The organism is Pseudomonas sp. H2_A10 (assembly GCF_054680085.1).
The window spans coordinates 1246677-1261967 of the sequence record NZ_CP162821.1 but is presented as its reverse complement, the minus strand read 5'-3'; the positions used below and the strand labels follow the sequence as shown (position 1 = coordinate 1261967).

General features: G+C 62.9%; 11 protein-coding genes. 5 read left to right on the top strand and 6 right to left on the bottom strand.

Annotation, left to right across the window (positions count from 1 at the left end; genetic code table 11):
- Positions 1-5 precede the first annotated feature (5 nt).
- Positions 6-1190 (top strand): MFS transporter, encoded by a 1185-nt coding sequence (locus AB4O23_RS05740; RefSeq protein WP_065879305.1) that lies wholly within the window; start codon positions 6-8, stop codon positions 1188-1190.
- Here the strand turns inward: AB4O23_RS05740 and AB4O23_RS05735 are convergent.
- On the bottom strand, positions 1165-2898 hold the full coding sequence (locus tag AB4O23_RS05735; protein ID WP_460070019.1) for a DUF4153 domain-containing protein: 1734 nt from the start codon (positions 2896-2898) through the stop codon (positions 1165-1167). The two genes, AB4O23_RS05740 and AB4O23_RS05735, sit on opposite strands and share 26 nt — an antisense overlap.
- A gap of 279 nt (positions 2899-3177) precedes the next feature.
- On the opposite strand from AB4O23_RS05735, the gene ilvD reads away from it, so the two are divergent.
- On the top strand, positions 3178-5019 hold the full coding sequence (gene ilvD / locus AB4O23_RS05730; protein ID WP_003176721.1) for a dihydroxy-acid dehydratase: 1842 nt from the start codon (positions 3178-3180) through the stop codon (positions 5017-5019).
- A 184-nt stretch (positions 5020-5203) separates the two neighbouring features.
- Here ilvD and AB4O23_RS05725 read toward each other — a convergent pair whose 3' ends face one another.
- Positions 5204-6265: a phosphorylcholine phosphatase gene (locus AB4O23_RS05725; protein ID WP_068938094.1), complete on the bottom strand. Its 1062-nt coding sequence runs from the start codon at positions 6263-6265 to the stop codon at positions 5204-5206.
- A 243-nt stretch (positions 6266-6508) separates the two neighbouring features.
- Between AB4O23_RS05725 and AB4O23_RS05720 the strand changes: the two genes are divergently transcribed.
- Positions 6509-7900, top strand: a complete 1392-nt coding sequence (locus tag AB4O23_RS05720) for an L-cystine transporter (RefSeq protein WP_017530937.1) — start codon at positions 6509-6511, stop codon at positions 7898-7900.
- Between the two features lie 76 nt (positions 7901-7976).
- Here AB4O23_RS05720 and AB4O23_RS05715 read toward each other — a convergent pair whose 3' ends face one another.
- Positions 7977-8489 (bottom strand): dihydrofolate reductase, encoded by a 513-nt coding sequence (locus AB4O23_RS05715; RefSeq protein ID WP_017530936.1) that lies wholly within the window; start codon positions 8487-8489, stop codon positions 7977-7979.
- A 69-nt stretch (positions 8490-8558) separates the two neighbouring features.
- On the opposite strand from AB4O23_RS05715, the gene AB4O23_RS05710 reads away from it, so the two are divergent.
- Positions 8559-9938: a DUF2868 domain-containing protein gene (locus AB4O23_RS05710; protein WP_460150412.1), complete on the top strand. Its 1380-nt coding sequence runs from the start codon at positions 8559-8561 to the stop codon at positions 9936-9938.
- Positions 9931-11298, top strand: coding sequence for a GTPase/DUF3482 domain-containing protein (locus AB4O23_RS05705; RefSeq protein WP_460062559.1), 1368 nt, complete (start codon positions 9931-9933; stop codon positions 11296-11298). Before AB4O23_RS05710 ends, AB4O23_RS05705 begins: the two co-directional genes overlap by 8 nt.
- 28 nt (positions 11299-11326) lie before the next feature.
- Here AB4O23_RS05705 and AB4O23_RS05700 read toward each other — a convergent pair whose 3' ends face one another.
- The 3 genes from AB4O23_RS05700 to AB4O23_RS05690 form a co-directional block, all read right to left on the bottom strand.
- A complete protein-coding gene (locus AB4O23_RS05700; protein ID WP_017530933.1) occupies positions 11327-12460 on the bottom strand; it encodes a TIGR03364 family FAD-dependent oxidoreductase in 1134 nt (377 codons plus the stop codon).
- Between the two features lie 73 nt (positions 12461-12533).
- A complete protein-coding gene (locus tag AB4O23_RS05695; protein ID WP_017530932.1) occupies positions 12534-13556 on the bottom strand; it encodes a putative 2-aminoethylphosphonate ABC transporter substrate-binding protein in 1023 nt (340 codons plus the stop codon).
- Between the two features lie 22 nt (positions 13557-13578).
- Entirely contained in the window at positions 13579-15291 is a 1713-nt protein-coding gene (locus AB4O23_RS05690; RefSeq protein WP_065879300.1) for a putative 2-aminoethylphosphonate ABC transporter permease subunit, read from the bottom strand.

Below are 15291 nucleotides of genomic sequence, written 5' to 3'. Positions count from 1 at the left end.
AAACAATGTCTGGGTCCACCCTCTCCCGCTTCACCCTCATCACCTGCATTTCCCTGATCAGCTTCTTCCCGATCAATATCCTTCTACCCTCCTTCCCCGCCCTGGCAGCCAGGTTCGACACCCCCAGCGCAGACATCGCGCTGTCGATCAGCCTGTTCACGTTGGTGTTTTCGATCTCGCAACTGGTCGCCGGCCCACTCTCGGATAAATGGGGCCGTAAGGAAGTTTTGCTTGGCTGCATCACGCTATCGATCTTGGGCGCTATAGGCTGCGCAATGGCGCCTGACTACCTGAGTTTTCTGCTGTTTCGCTCAGTCCAGGCCATGGGTTGCGGTTTCTTCGTCTTGGGACACGCACTGGTGGAAGACCTGTTCGAGGAACAGGACCGGGCCCGAGTACGCCTTTATTACATGACCTTCAGCGGTTCCTTTGTCGCCCTGTCACCGCTGATCGGCTCCTGGCTGCAAACCACCTTCGATTGGCAAGGCAGCTTCTACGGCTTCGCCTTGATGGCGCTGGGCATGTTGATCCATGCGTTTTGCATCCTGCCGTCCAGATCCGCCAGTGCGAACCACCCGTCGGTATCGATCACCAGCACACTCAAGGCGGTGGCCGCCAATCGCGATTTCCTGCGCTATTGGTGGATCGCCGCGCTGGTGTTCGCCTGCTACTTCGCCCTGATCAGCGTGACGCCGCTGATCTTCATGGACACACTCAAGCTATCGGCATACCAATATGCGCTGGTGCTGATGGTGTACGGCGGGGCTTATCTGTTCGGCGGTGTGGCGGCGTCGTATTGGCAGAAGCGTATTTCGCTGTCCCGGCAAATCAATATCGGTCTCGGCTTACTCTGCATCGCCGGCGTACTGTTGACGCTGATCCTAAGCCTGGATGCCATCACCACCGTCACCCTGCTGATCCCGATGCTGATCAGCGCCCTCGCCGTCACGTTGGTTCGGCCCGCCGCCATTTCTGCCGCAATGCTGTTGTTTTCCAGCCGTGCGGGTACGGCGGCCTCGGCGGGAAACAGCATTATGTTCCTCACCGCCGCCGTCAGCAGCGCGGCACTGGCCCAGGCGGACAATCATCTGCTGCTGGCCATCGCCTTCAGTTTCATCGGGTTCAGCCTATGGGGGCTGGTAACCAATCGCCGAGCAGGCGCGACTATCGCTCCCGAATCACTGGGGTGAGCAACATGTCGCTGGACTCCAATTGCAGGTAACGTGGCTTGGCCAACGAGACCTTCCCCGCGCGGATGTCGTGGATCAGCGTTTCAGTGTCGACGGCTCCGTCCGGCAGTTGCGTCCACAGCAAGGGGCCGCGATCGTCCCATTCACCCTTACTGTCCTGCACAAAAATGCGCGGTGGCTTGAAGTCGTGGCGGTAGCTGGTGCGGGGTATTGCCAGCACTTCGGGCCGGCCATCTTCATCGAGGTCCACTGCCCACAGTACACAGCCGGGCTCGCAGGGTGAGTCGGTGTCCAGGCTGAGTTCGGCGAACTGTTCGCTGTCTTTGGGCTGCGGCCCGATCCATTCCAGTTTGGGCTTGGGCCGCTGGGCGCGTTCTTTTTCGTACTGTTCGCTGAAACTCAGCGAGGTGTCGTCCATGCGCTCGCGCAGGGCGCGGCGTGACTCCGGGTTCAGGATGCGCTCCTGGTCCAGGTCGACCTGCAACTTCGCATAGGCCTCCTGGCCCGCCTTCTCCAAGCCGAATCGCAGGTTATGCGCATCAAACGCTTCAGCCTTGATGCGTCCGTCGAGCAAACGCCGCACCTGATCGTCGACGCTCAGGCGCACCGGGTCCAGGAGCGGCGTGTTGATCAGCACCAGCAGCCCACAGAACAGCAACGCCAGGGCCGGGTTGGTCAGCCGCAAGTTGCCCAGCCAGACCGGCGAGCGCAAGGCCACCGCCCACACCGCCGCCAGGCCATACAAGCCGCACAGCACGGCCAGTGCCAGCGCGATGAAGCGCAGTGGCGACAAGGCATATTGCTCGACCCGCAGCCAGCTTGAGTAAAACGCTAACCCTGCGAGTATCGGCAGGCACAGCAGGCTCAACTCGATAAAGTGCGTCAACCATTTGGGATACGGGCGGGGTTGCACGCCATCCTGGAAAACCCCATTGAGCAGGAACAACTGCGCCCCGGTCAGCACCAGCAGAATCGGGGTGGAGTAGCCCGTCGCCCAAATCCGCGACAGCCCGGTGAAGGGCAAGGTCAGGGTAAACAACACGCTGATCAGCGCGATCAACGGTAACAACAGACCACAAGCGCTCAACAACATGCCGCGCATCTGGCCGATAACCTTCTCGCTGCGCGCCGCCAGGTACATCCCCAGGGCGAACACCAGCGGCAGGCTGAAGCACAGGAATAGCTTGCTCCAGAAGTGATGCTCGAAAAACTCGATGCCCAGCATCAGGAACAGTTGGCCCCAGAGCTTGAGCAACAGCATGAACACCGCCACCAGAATCAGGGCGTACAGCACAATAAACACACTGCTCCAGGCTTGCAGGAACAGGGCTTCATAACGCCAGCGCTCGCCTTTGGCCGCAGGCCAGGCGAACAGAAACGTGGCGCAGACATAACTCAACACCACCAGGCTGATGACCCACGAATTGATCGCCCAGCGAGGATTGCCCTCAGGGTCAAGGCCCTGGCAGACCCACAGCGTCATGCCACCCATCAGCAAGGTAAACGCCAGCGTAGGCAGCAATGAGCGCCAATGTCGGGCTTTTTCGCCCAGCAACTGCAAGGCCGTACCACCTACCAACACAACGGTGCCGGTGACAAAAAACAGCGTCTCGCTCAAGCGATGCAGTTGTCCGGCGTAATAGCAGACGATTCCCTGGATCAGGCCGATCAGCAGGTAGAACCCTAGAAAACGGTGAATAGCGGGCATTCCAATTCCTTTGGAGCGAGGTGAGGGCAAAGGGCCGCTAGTCTAAACAAAGCCGGCGGCGCTGAGTATTGCCCCATTCCCTCCAGCCGCCAGCGGTGTAGAATCGGCCCTATTCATCGCCAGTCATCCCCCGGCGGGTTTATGAGCTCAAGGCCACTGCGCACGGCGATCCCGTAACGTTTGCGGCAACTTCCGGACACCAGTGCCATTTTTCGGGTGTTCCAGACGTCAATAGAAGCTCACTCCCCTTTGATACCGATTAGCCGCCCGGAGTGCTCCATGCCAGATTACCGCTCGAAAACATCCACCCACGGCCGCAACATGGCCGGTGCGCGCGCGCTGTGGCGTGCCACGGGGATGAAAGATGACGACTTCAAAAAGCCGATCATCGCGATTGCCAACTCGTTTACCCAGTTCGTACCGGGCCACGTCCACCTCAAGGACCTGGGCCAACTGGTCGCCCGCGAAATCGAACGCGCCGGCGGCGTGGCCAAGGAATTCAACACCATCGCCGTGGACGACGGCATCGCCATGGGCCATGACGGCATGCTGTATTCCCTGCCGAGCCGCGAGATCATCGCCGACTCCGTGGAGTACATGGTCAACGCCCACTGCGCCGACGCCATCGTGTGCATCTCCAACTGCGACAAGATCACCCCCGGCATGCTGATGGCCGCCCTGCGCCTGAACATCCCGGTGATCTTCGTTTCCGGCGGCCCGATGGAAGCCGGCAAGACCAAATTGGCCAGCCACGGCCTCGATCTGGTCGACGCCATGGTCATCGCCGCCGATTCCAGCGCATCTGACGAGAAGGTCGCGGAATACGAGCGCAGCGCCTGCCCGACCTGCGGTTCGTGCTCCGGCATGTTCACCGCCAACTCGATGAACTGCCTGGTGGAAGCCTTAGGGCTGGCCTTACCGGGCAACGGTTCCACGCTGGCCACCCACAGCGACCGCGAGCAGCTGTTCCTGCAGGCCGGCCGTACCATCGTCGAGCTGTGCAAGCGCTACTACGGCGAGAACGATGAGTCGGTGTTGCCGCGCAACATCGCCAACTTCAAGGCGTTCGAAAACGCCATGACCCTGGACATCGCCATGGGCGGTTCCACCAACACCATCCTGCACTTGCTGGCCGCGGCCCAGGAAGCCGAGATCGATTTCGACCTGCGCGACATCGACCGCCTGTCCCGTCACGTGCCGCAACTGTGCAAGGTCGCGCCGAATATCCAGAAGTACCACATGGAAGACGTGCATCGCGCCGGCGGGATCTTCTCGATCCTCGGCTCCCTGGCCCGTGGCGGCCTGCTGCACACCGACCTGCCGACCGTGCACAGCACGTCCCTGGCCGAAGGCATCGCCAAGTGGGACATCACCCAGACCGACGACGAAGCCGTGCACACCTTCTTCAAGGCAGGCCCGGCCGGCATTCCGACCCAGACCGCGTTCAGCCAGTCGACCCGTTGGGACACCCTGGACGCCGACCGTGAAAACGGCTGCATCCGCAGTGTCGAACACGCCTACTCCAAGGAAGGCGGCCTGGCCGTGCTGTACGGCAACATCGCCCTCGACGGCTGCGTGGTCAAAACCGCCGGTGTGGATGAATCCATCCACGTCTTCGAAGGCCGCGCCAAGATCTACGAAAGCCAGGACAGCTCGGTCCGCGGCATCCTCGCTGACGAAGTGAAGGAAGGCGACATCGTGATCATCCGCTACGAAGGCCCGAAAGGCGGCCCGGGTATGCAGGAGATGCTGTACCCCACGTCGTACCTGAAGTCCAAGGGCCTGGGCAAAGCCTGCGCCCTGCTCACCGACGGCCGCTTCTCCGGCGGCACCTCGGGCCTGTCGATCGGCCATGCTTCGCCGGAAGCCGCTGCCGGCGGCGCGATTGGCCTGGTGCAGGATGGCGACAAGGTGTTGATCGACATTCCGAACCGCTCGATCAACCTGTTGATCAGCGATGAAGAACTGGCGGCACGCCGGGTCGAGCAGGACAAAAAAGGTTGGAAGCCGGTTGAGAAGCGTCCGCGCAAAGTGACTACCGCGCTGAAGGCGTACGCATTGTTGGCCACCAGCGCCGACAAGGGTGCGGTACGCAACAAAGCCATGCTCGACGGCCTGTAAGCTTCGCGCATAAAAAAGCCCCGCCAGGTGCGGGGCTTTTTTTGCCTGGAGAAAAACTCAGGACGCTGAAGATCAAAATGTGGGAGCGGGCTTGCTCGCGAAAGCGTTGGGTCAGTCATCTCATCTGTTACTGACCGGCCGCATTCGCGAGCAAGCCCCCACATTTACCGGCTTACATCCATGGTCACTGGATATCTTCCGGCTTCACGATCACCCAGTTTTTATCCGCCGTCACCGGCAGCCCTTCCTTGGCCTGCGCCGCCGCGTGCTTGGCGATCATGCCGTTGAGTTGGGTCATGTACTTGTCTTTGCGGTTGATCCACAGGTGGACGCCGCCCTTGGCCACGTCCACATCGTGGAACAGCATGTAGCCGTCGCTGGTCGGTGTGTCACCGCCGACAATCACTGGTTTTTTCCATTCGTCGATGTAGGTGAGGATCGCTGCGTGTTTGCCGGCCATCCAGGTTGCCGGGGTCCACAGGTAGGGGGTGAGTTCCAGGCCGAGGTTGGCCTTCTCGTCATACTTGCCGGCGCTGATCTGCTTGCGGGCGGTGGTCAGCTCGCCGGTCTTGCGGTCCTTGAGCAGGGTGGTCACGCCGATGACGTTTTCGGGTTTGACGTTGTAGCCGTACTTCGGATCGGCGGCGACCATGCGCACCAGCTCCTCGGAAGCGGCCGTCATCACATACACCTCGATGCCGTTTTCCATCAGCTTGTTGTACAGCTCGGCCTGGCCGGTGAAGACTTTGGGCGGCTGCACCTCGGATGTCTTCACCGCGTCGCCTTCAAAATAACTGACCGGCACCGGCTTGCCGGAGGCCATCAGCTCATCCACCTGAACCTTGAGTTCCTTGAGGGTGAAGCCAGAAAACACCTGGGCCACCCACGGGTAGCAGACCATGTCATCGACTTCGCACAGGCGATAGTAGTAACTGAACAGGCTCTCTTTGTGGTCGGCGGTGTCTTTGAACGGCATCAGCTTGAGCGAAGGGTCAAGGCTCTCGCGGGTGATCAGGCCCTTGTTTTCCATGTAGGGCAGCAGGGACTCTTCGAGGTCGTAGCGATAGCTGGTGTTGTCCATGTCGAACACCGCGAAGTTACCCTTGTTGGCGTTGGCGGCGATCATTTCATTCAGTTGCTTGGCGGCGGGTGCCGGCCAGTGTTTCAACTCGGTGGCGGCAAACGCCTGGCCGGCGAGCCCCAGGCAAAGTGCGGCGGATACCAGTAGTTTCGGCGCGAGCTTCATAGGCGTTGTCTCCCTCAAGTGAAAGACATCGACGCTAACAAATCCCTGTGACAGTTCCCGTGTCGAGCACGACAGTACGCGTCCTGATCCCGCCAGCGGCATACGCCTGAGCGCCAACCACTTATTCCAAAAACGACAGTCGCCATTCCATATCGGTATTAAATCATTATATTTCAAGCTGTTAGGCTTCCCGGTTCGCAATCGCAGGCTCACGCGATTGGCTGCCTTCTCAACGGAGCTTCAATGAATCTGCCCCTGATTCTCAATTTATTGGTGTTCGTGGCCCTGTTGCTGGGCCTGGCACAAACCCGCCGTACTAACTGGAGCCTGGCCAAGAAGGTGCTGTTCGCCCTGGTGCTGGGCGTGCTGTTCGGCGCGGCGTTGCACACGATCTATGGCGACGGTAACCCGGTGCTCAAGGCCTCCATCGGCTGGTTCGATCTGGTCGGTAACGGCTACGTACAATTGCTGCAAATGATCGTGATCCCGCTGGTATTTGCCTCGATCCTCAGCGCGGTGGCACGCCTGCATAACGCGGCGTCCCTGGGCAAGATCAGCTTCCTGACCATCGGCACGCTGCTGTTCACCACCGCGATTGCGGCCTTGATCGGCATCGGCCTGACCAACCTGTTCGGCCTCACCGCCGACGGCCTGGTGGCCGGCACCCAGGAAATGGCGCGCTTGCAAGTAATCCAAAGTGATTACGCGGGCAAGGTCGCCGACCTGAATATCCCGCAGTTGCTGCTCTCGTTCGTGCCGGCCAACCCGTTCGCCGACCTGGCCCGGGCCAAGCCGACGTCGATCATCAGCGTGGTGATTTTCGCCGCGTTCCTGGGGGTTGCCGCGCTGCAACTGCTCAAGGACGACGTGGAAAAGGGCCAGAAGGTGCTCAATGCCATCGACACCCTGCAAGCCTGGGTGATGCGCCTGGTGCGCCTGGTGATGAAGCTGACCCCGTATGGCGTGCTGGCGCTGATGACCAAAGTGGTCGCCGGCTCCAACCTGCAAGACATCATCAAGCTCGGCAGTTTTGTGCTGGTGTCGTACCTGGCTCTGGGCCTGATGTTCGTGGTGCATGGCCTGCTGCTGTCGCTGGCCGGGGTCAACCCGCTGCGGTTTTTCCGTAAGGTCTGGCCGGTGCTGACCTTTGCTTTCACCAGCCGCTCCAGTGCGGCGGCGATTCCGCTGAGCATCGAAGCGCAAACCCGTCGCCTGGGCATCCCGCAGTCCATCGCCGGCTTCGCCGCCTCGTTTGGCGCGACCATCGGCCAGAACGGTTGCGCCGGTCTTTATCCTGCGATGTTGGCGGTGATGGTGGCGCCCACCGTGGGCATCAACCCACTGGACCCGCTGTGGATCGCGACCCTGGTGGCCATTGTGACCCTGAGTTCGGCCGGTGTGGCGGGCGTGGGCGGCGGTGCGACGTTTGCCGCGCTGATCGTGCTGCCGGCGATGGGCTTGCCGGTGTCACTGGTGGCGCTGCTGATTTCCGTGGAGCCGCTGATCGACATGGGCCGCACGGCCTTGAACGTGAATGGTTCGATGACGGCCGGGGCGATCACCAGCCAGATCATGGGGCAGACGGATAAAGCGTTGCTGGAGGCCGATGAGCATGCGGAGTTAGCGCAGGCCTGATAGACCGCTATCGGGGGCAAGCCCCCTCCCACATTTGGAATGCATTTCAATGTGGGAGGGCTTGCCCCCGATGCTTTTAGGCCCTCTTCCAAACCTCAAAGTTGTAGGCCGGCTTATCACCTTCAGCTGGGTTCGGCAGGTTGGAAACCAGCGTCCACTGGTTCGCATCAAACGCCGGAAACCACGCATCGCCCTCAGGGCTCAGCGCCACCCGCGTCAGATACAGGCGATCCGCCTGTTCCAACCCCTGCGCATACAACTGCGCACCGCCGATCAGCATCAGTTCATCCACGCCCTGCTCCAGCGCCCAGGCTTGCGCCCGCTCGACCGCCGCGTCCAGTGACGGAAAAACTTCCGCACCTTCCAGCACCAGGTCGGTCTGACGGCTGACCACAAGGTTCAAGCGCCCCGGCAAGGGTCGGCCCAGGGAATCCCAGGTCTTACGCCCCATGATGATCGGCTTGCCCAGGGTGGTGGCCTTGAAATATTTGAAATCCCCCGGCAAATGCCAGGGCATGCGGTTATCGACGCCGATCACACGGTTTTCACCGAGGGCTGCGATCAGGCTTAAAGGGAGAGTTTTTTTCATGGCGACGAGAATACCAGAGCTGCAAGCCAGCGGTTATGCTCCAACCTCACTTGCTCAACAGGACGGCGCGTGACTGCACTGACTCCCCTGCACACACTCTGGCTGACAGAAACCGTGCGCCTGCGTGAAGAACACGCCGACCCCCTGGAAGACCAGGAAGCCAACCGACTGGCCCGCACGGCCGGCGGCGACCTGCCGGCGCGCATCCAGCACCGCGCCCTGCACTTGGCCGAGCGCGATGGCCTCAGCGCCGCCCTCACCCGCTGGCTGCAAGGTGCGCGGCTGGCGCTGGTGTTGCTGGCGATCGTTGCCGTTGTCAGCGGCGCCGGCCTGGCCTTTGCCGCGCTGGGCAACGGCCAGGCCCCGGTGAACGTGTTCTGGGCCCTGGGCAGCCTGCTCGGCTTGAACCTGATCCTGCTGCTCAGTTGGGCCCTGGGCCTGCTGTTTGCCGGCGAGCACAGCGCCAGTCTCGGCCGCCTGTGGCTATGGCTCAGCGAAAAACTGGCGCGTGACGCCAAGGCCGCGCAACTGGCGCCGGCGTTAGTGCTGTTGTTGCAGCGCCAAAAGCTCAATCGCTGGGCCGTCGGCGCGCTGGTCAACGGCCTATGGCTGCTGGCGTTGCTCAGTGCGTTGGTGATCCTGCTGACGCTGCTTGCCACAAGGCGCTACGGCTTCGTGTGGGAAACCACCATCCTCGGCGCCGACACCTTTGTCGCCGTCACCCAAGCCCTCGGCACCCTGCCTGCCTGGCTCGGCTTCAACGTGCCGACCGTCGAGATGATCCGCGCCAGCGGCGACTCGGCACTGACTATCGAAAACGCCCGCCAAGCCTGGGCCGCCTGGCTGGTGGGCGTGTTGCTGGTCTATGGCCTGCTGCCAAGGTTGATCCTCGCCCTGCTGTGCCTATGGCGCTGGAAACGCGGGCGTGCCGCGTTGCGCCTGGACCTGAACCTGCCCGGCTACAGCCAATTGCGCGAACGCTTGATGCCGAGCAGCGAACGCCTCGGGGTCAACGACGCCGCCCCGGAACACCTGCACCCCGTCAGCGGCGGCGTGAGCGAACTGCAAAGCGACGGCGCGCTGGTGGTGGCGATCGAACTGGACGATCAACGCCCCTGGCCGCCCACATTGCCCGGCAACGTAAAAGACGCCGGCATTCTCGACAGCCGCGAATCGCGTCACAAACTGCTGGAGCAACTCACGCGCTTCCCGCCCGCGCGCCTGGCCATTGCCTGCGACCCTCGTCGCTCGCCGGATCGCGGCAGCCTGGCGCTGATCGGCGAACTGGCGCGCAGTGCCGGGGCCACCCGCGTGTGGTTGCTGCAAGCGCCACCGGGCCAGGCGCTGGACGCCGAGCGCCTGGGCGATTGGCACACCGCGCTGCAACAGTTGCAGCTGCCGTTTGCCGACTGCGCGCCGCTGAACTGGCTGGAGACCGGTCATGACTAAACCGCTGAAACTCGCCGTGGTCGGCCACACCAATGTGGGCAAGACCTCGCTGCTGCGCACGCTGACCCGCGATGTGGGCTTCGGCGAGGTCTCCCATCGCCCCAGCACCACGCGGCATGTGGAAGGCGCGCGCTTGTCGGTGGAGGGCCAAGCCCTGCTGGAGCTGTACGACACGCCCGGCCTGGAAGATGCCATCGCCCTGCTCGACTACCTGGAACGCCTCGACCGCCCCGGCGAACGCCTGGATGGCCCGGCGCGCCTCTCACGGTTCCTCGAAGGCAGCGAAGCCCGCCAGCGTTTCGAGCAAGAGGCCAAGGTATTGCGCCAACTGCTGGCCTCGGATGCCGGCCTGTATGTGATCGACGCCCGCGAGCCGGTGCTGGCCAAGTACCGTGATGAGCTGCAAGTACTGGCCAGTTGCGGCAAACCGCTGCTGCCGGTGCTCAATTTCGTCAGCAGCAGCGGGCACCGCGAACCGGAGTGGCGCGAAGCCCTGGCCCGCCTTGGCCTGCATGCACTGGTGCGGTTTGACAGCGTGGCGCCGCCGCAAGACGGCGAGCGGCGCCTGTATGAAAGCCTCGCCTTGTTGCTGGAAAACGCACGGCCGCAATTGGAACGCTTGATTCTGGATCAAGAAGCCCAACGCCAGGCCCGCCAGCAAAGCGCCGCGCAGTTGATTGCCGAGCTGTTGATCGATTGCGCCGCGTGCCGGCGCAGCGTGGTCACTGAAGATGAGCCGCAAGCCATCAGCGAGTTGCGTAAAGCCGTGCGCCAGCGCGAACAAAAATGCGTGGAGGCGTTGCTCAAGCTGTTCGGGTTCCGCCCGCAGGACGCTGCCGCCAGCGATCTACCGCTGCTCGACGGCCGCTGGGGCGATGACCTGTTCAACCCGGAAACCCTCAAGCAACTCGGCGTGCGCGTGGGCGGTGGGATCGCGGCCGGCGCGGCGGCCGGTGCCGGCGTAGACCTGCTGGTCGGTGGCCTGACGCTGGGCGCTGCCGCCTTAGCCGGTGCCATCGCCGGGGGCGCGCTGCAAACCGCGCGCGGTTATGGCAGCCGCCTGCTGGGCAAAATCAAAGGCCAGCGCGAGCTGACCGTCGACGACAGCGTGCTGCGCCTGCTCGCCCTGCGCCAACGCCAATTGCTCAAAGCCCTGAATCTGCGCGGCCACGCGGCGATGCACAGCATCAAGGTCGACACGCCCCAAGACAAAACCTGGCGTGAAGGCAAGTTGCCGGACGCGCTGCACAAGGCCCGCGCCCATCCGCAGTGGTCGTCCCTCAACCCTCACGCCAGACTGAGCCAGGTCGAGCGTCAGGAACAGATCGAAGCATTGGCTCAGCGCCTGGACGAATCCTGATCGGCTGCCATCACCTGTTCCCGATGCATCACGCCTCGCCCCATAACGCGCGGATATTGCGCTCGGCCATCGCCGGCCCCACGCTCATGCCCACCCCAGTGTGCATCAACGCCGCGCTCACGCCTGGCGCCACGCGCACGAACGAGAACGGCCCCGGCCCGCGCGCGCCATACACACCCTGCCAACGCTCCACCACTTGGATCGTGCAGCCCAAGGTCTGCTCGGCCAGTTCAATCATCCAGTCATCGACCTGCTCGGCATTGAACGGCGACGCATCGCTGCCGTAGTCGTGGGAGTCGCCGATGATCAGTTCGCCATGGGGCGTCGGGCTGATCAGCAGGTGAATCCCGTGCGCCTGCAGGTGCGGGGCTTCACGCAGGATCTGCGCCTGCACCGGCGCGGCTTCCGGCAGGTCGGCGAAGGCGCCGTAATGCACGCAACTGAGGCCCGTGAGCAACGCATGTTGCAGGTTCAGGTTAAGCGCCGGCCGGGCCCGCAGCATTTGCAGGCGGCAGACGTGCGGGTTGAGTTCGGCCAGCGCCTCGGCCAGCAGGGTTTGGTAATCGTGGCCGGAGCACACGATGATCTGCTTGCCGCGAAAACTCCCCGCCGTGCTGTGCAACTGGCCCGGCTCGACGTCGCGCACCAGGGTGGAAAAATGAAACTCCACGTCAAGCTGCTGGCTCAGGTAGTGGATCAGCGCCGGGATGGCTTCGCGCGAATACAGTTGCTGATCGTCCTTGCCATGCAGCGCCGCGCGGTGATGACGAAACTGGCCGCCATACAGATCCCTCAGCGCCGCGCCTTGCAACAGCTCGACGTTGTAGCCGTGCTGCCGTGCGCGCCCGGCGCAGAAAGCTTCGAGCAGGTGCTCTTCGGCTTCGGTGCGGGCAAACAGGTACGCGCCCTTGCGCTTGAGTTGCAGGCCTGCCACCTGCGCCCAATGGCCCCAGATTTCGCGGCTTTCCCGTGCCAGGTCGAGCATCGGCCCAGGCGGCTGGCCGGTGACCAATGCCTGGCCGAAGTTGCGCACTGACGCGCCCAACGGCGTGGCGCTGCGCTCGAACACCTTGACCTTTAGGCCGCGCTTGGCGGCGGCATAGGCGTGGGACAGGCCGAGGATGCCGGCGCCGACTATCAGCAGGTCGCTGTGGTGTGTCATGAAGTGATGTCCTGAATTCGAAGCCGTCATCGGGGGCAAGCCCCCGATGAGGCCATCAGCCCTAACGAAAACCTTACTGACCGGCCACCTTCTCCGACTTGCCGTCATAACGCTTGCGCCACTCAGCCAGGATGCTGTCGCGATGCTTCGAGGCCCAGGCAAAGTCGTTCTTGATCAACCGCTGCTCGTAATCGGCCGGCAATTCGGTTTGCGGCTTGGCGATACCCGGCTGCGCGAGGACGGCGAAGTTGTCCTTGTACAGCTCCATCGCTGCGGGGCTGGCGGAGAAGTCGGCGAGTTTTTTCGCGGCCTCGGCGTGGGCGGTGCCCTTGATCACCGCCGTGGCTTCGATCTCCCAACCCAGGCCTTCCTTCGGCAGGATGATGTCCAGCGGTGCGCCCTGGCGCTTGAGCTGTACGGCCGGGTATTCGAACGAAATACCAATCGGGAACTCGCCGGAAGCCGCCAGCTTGCACGGCTTGGAACCGGAGTGGACGTACTGGCCGATGTTCTGGTGCAAGTCGTCCATGTACTGCCAGCCCTGCTTCTCGCCGAAGGTCTGCAGCCAGGCACTCACGTCCAGAAAGCCGGTGCCCGAGGACGCCGGGTTAGGCATGACGATCTTGCCCTTGTACTCAGGCTTGGTCAGGTCTTGCCAGCTCACCGGTTTGGTGAGGCCCTGCTTCTCGGCTTCGACGGTATTGAAACAGAGGGTCGCGGCCCACACGTCCATGCCGACCCACGCCGGTGGGTTGGCGGCGTCGCGGTAGTTTTTGCCGATCTTGTCCAGGTCCTTGGGTGCGTAGTTGTCGAGCATGCCCTGCTGGTCGAGGATCGCCAGGCTGGAGGCGGCCAGGCCCCACACCACGTCAGCCTGCGGGCGGTCTTTTTCGGCCAGCAGTTTGGCGGTGATGATGCCGGTGGAGTCGCGCACCCATTTGATCTCGACGTCGGGGTTGGCCTGTTCGAAGGCCTTTTTGTAGGTCTTCAATTGCTCGGCTTCGAGGGCCGTGTACACGGTGAGCTCGGTCTTGGCGAAGGCATTCAGACTGAATGCGCTAAGCACGGCAACGACCAGGGCCAGGGGCTTGAACATGGAGCATCTCCTTTCAGGATGTTTATTGGCCCGGCGCGCTCTGGCGCCAGGCTTGGGAGCGGCGCAACGCGCCACGTGAGGCCCACGCCAGCAGCAGCGAGACACCGGCCGAAGTGAACAGGATCAGGCTCGACATGGCCGCCGCACCGCCCACATTGCCGGCGTCGTCCATGTTCAACACGGCGACGGCGGCGAGGATGGTGCTGGGGCTGTAGAGGAAGATCGCGGCAGACACGGTGGTCATCGCCGACACAAACAGGTAGCGCACGATATCCAGCAGCGCCGGTAGGCAGATCGGCACGGTGACGCGCAAAAAGTGGCGGTACAGCGGCGCCTTGAGCGACAGCGCGGCGGCTTCGAATTCGGCGTCCAGTTGGCGCAGCGCCGTGGTGGCGGTCATCTGCGCGGTGGTCAAATAATGAGCAATGGTGCACGCCACCAGCAGGGTCATGGTCCCGTAGAACACATGCAGCGGGTTGCCGTTGAGGTTGAAAAAAAACACGTAGCCTAGCCCCAACACCAACCCCGGCACGGCCATCGGCACAAAGCTGAGCAGGCGCAGCGCCAGGGTCAGGCCCTTCTGGCCCTGGGTCTTTTCCATCAGGTAGGCGCCGGTGAAAATCAGCACGCTGCCGGCCAATGCGGTACACAGCGCCAGGGTCAGGCTGTTGCGATAGGCCAGCCAACCGCCGCCCGCCGTGTCTTCAAACCGGTAGTGGTTGAGCGACAGCGACAGATTGTACGGCCAGAATTTCACCAGCGAGGAATACACCGCCATGCCGAACACCAGCAACAACACCGCGCAAATCAGCAGGACGATCGCCAGGTAGCAGCCATCCCTGAGGCGCGACGGCGCCGGCTGGAAGACCTGAGCACGGCCGCTCATGGCGTCGCCATGCCGCCGGCGTAACCACGCATCCACACCAAAGCTGAACAGCGCCGGCAGCAGCAACACCATGCCGATCAACGCGCCGCGTCCGAACTGCTGCTGGCCCACCACCGCCTTGTAGGCTTCCAGCGCCAGCACCTGGTAGTCGCCCCCCACCACCACGGGCACGCCGAAGTCGGTGATGGTCAGGGTGAACACCAGGCAAAACGCGGCAAACACCGCCTGGCGTGTGGCCGGCCAGGTGATGCTGCGAAACGCCCGCGCCGGGCTGGCGCCCATGCTGGAGGCCGCATCGAACAGCCGCGCATCCGCCAGCGACAGCGCCGACAGCAAGATCATCAGCGCATGTGGGAAGGTGTAGATCACCTCCCCCAAAACAATCCCCCAGAAGCCGTAGACATTCTCTGCAAGCAGCCCGCGCAGCAGGCCCTGGTTACCGAACAGGTACACCAGCGCAATGCCCGGCAGCATCGATGGCGCCATCAACGGCAGCAGGGACAGGCCGCGCCAGATGGCCTTGCCGGGAATCATCGTGCGTTGCAGGGCGTAGGCAAACAGGTAGGCCAACGGTACGACGATGGCCGCAACGCTGAGGGAAACTTTGAGGCTGTTGCCCAACAGCCAATGGAAATTCGCGCTGCTCAGCAGCTCCCGCGCCGCTATCAGGCCGCCGCCCTGCCCGGCCTCGCTGCTGAAACCACGCCAGAAAATCGCCAGCAATGGCATCAACACCGCGATGCCCAACAGGCACAGCCACAGCACCTTGCCGCCGACCACAAACAGGCGATCGCCCCTTTCAGCGCGCGACACCTCACGCGGTATCGGCAATGTCATATCAACGGCCAT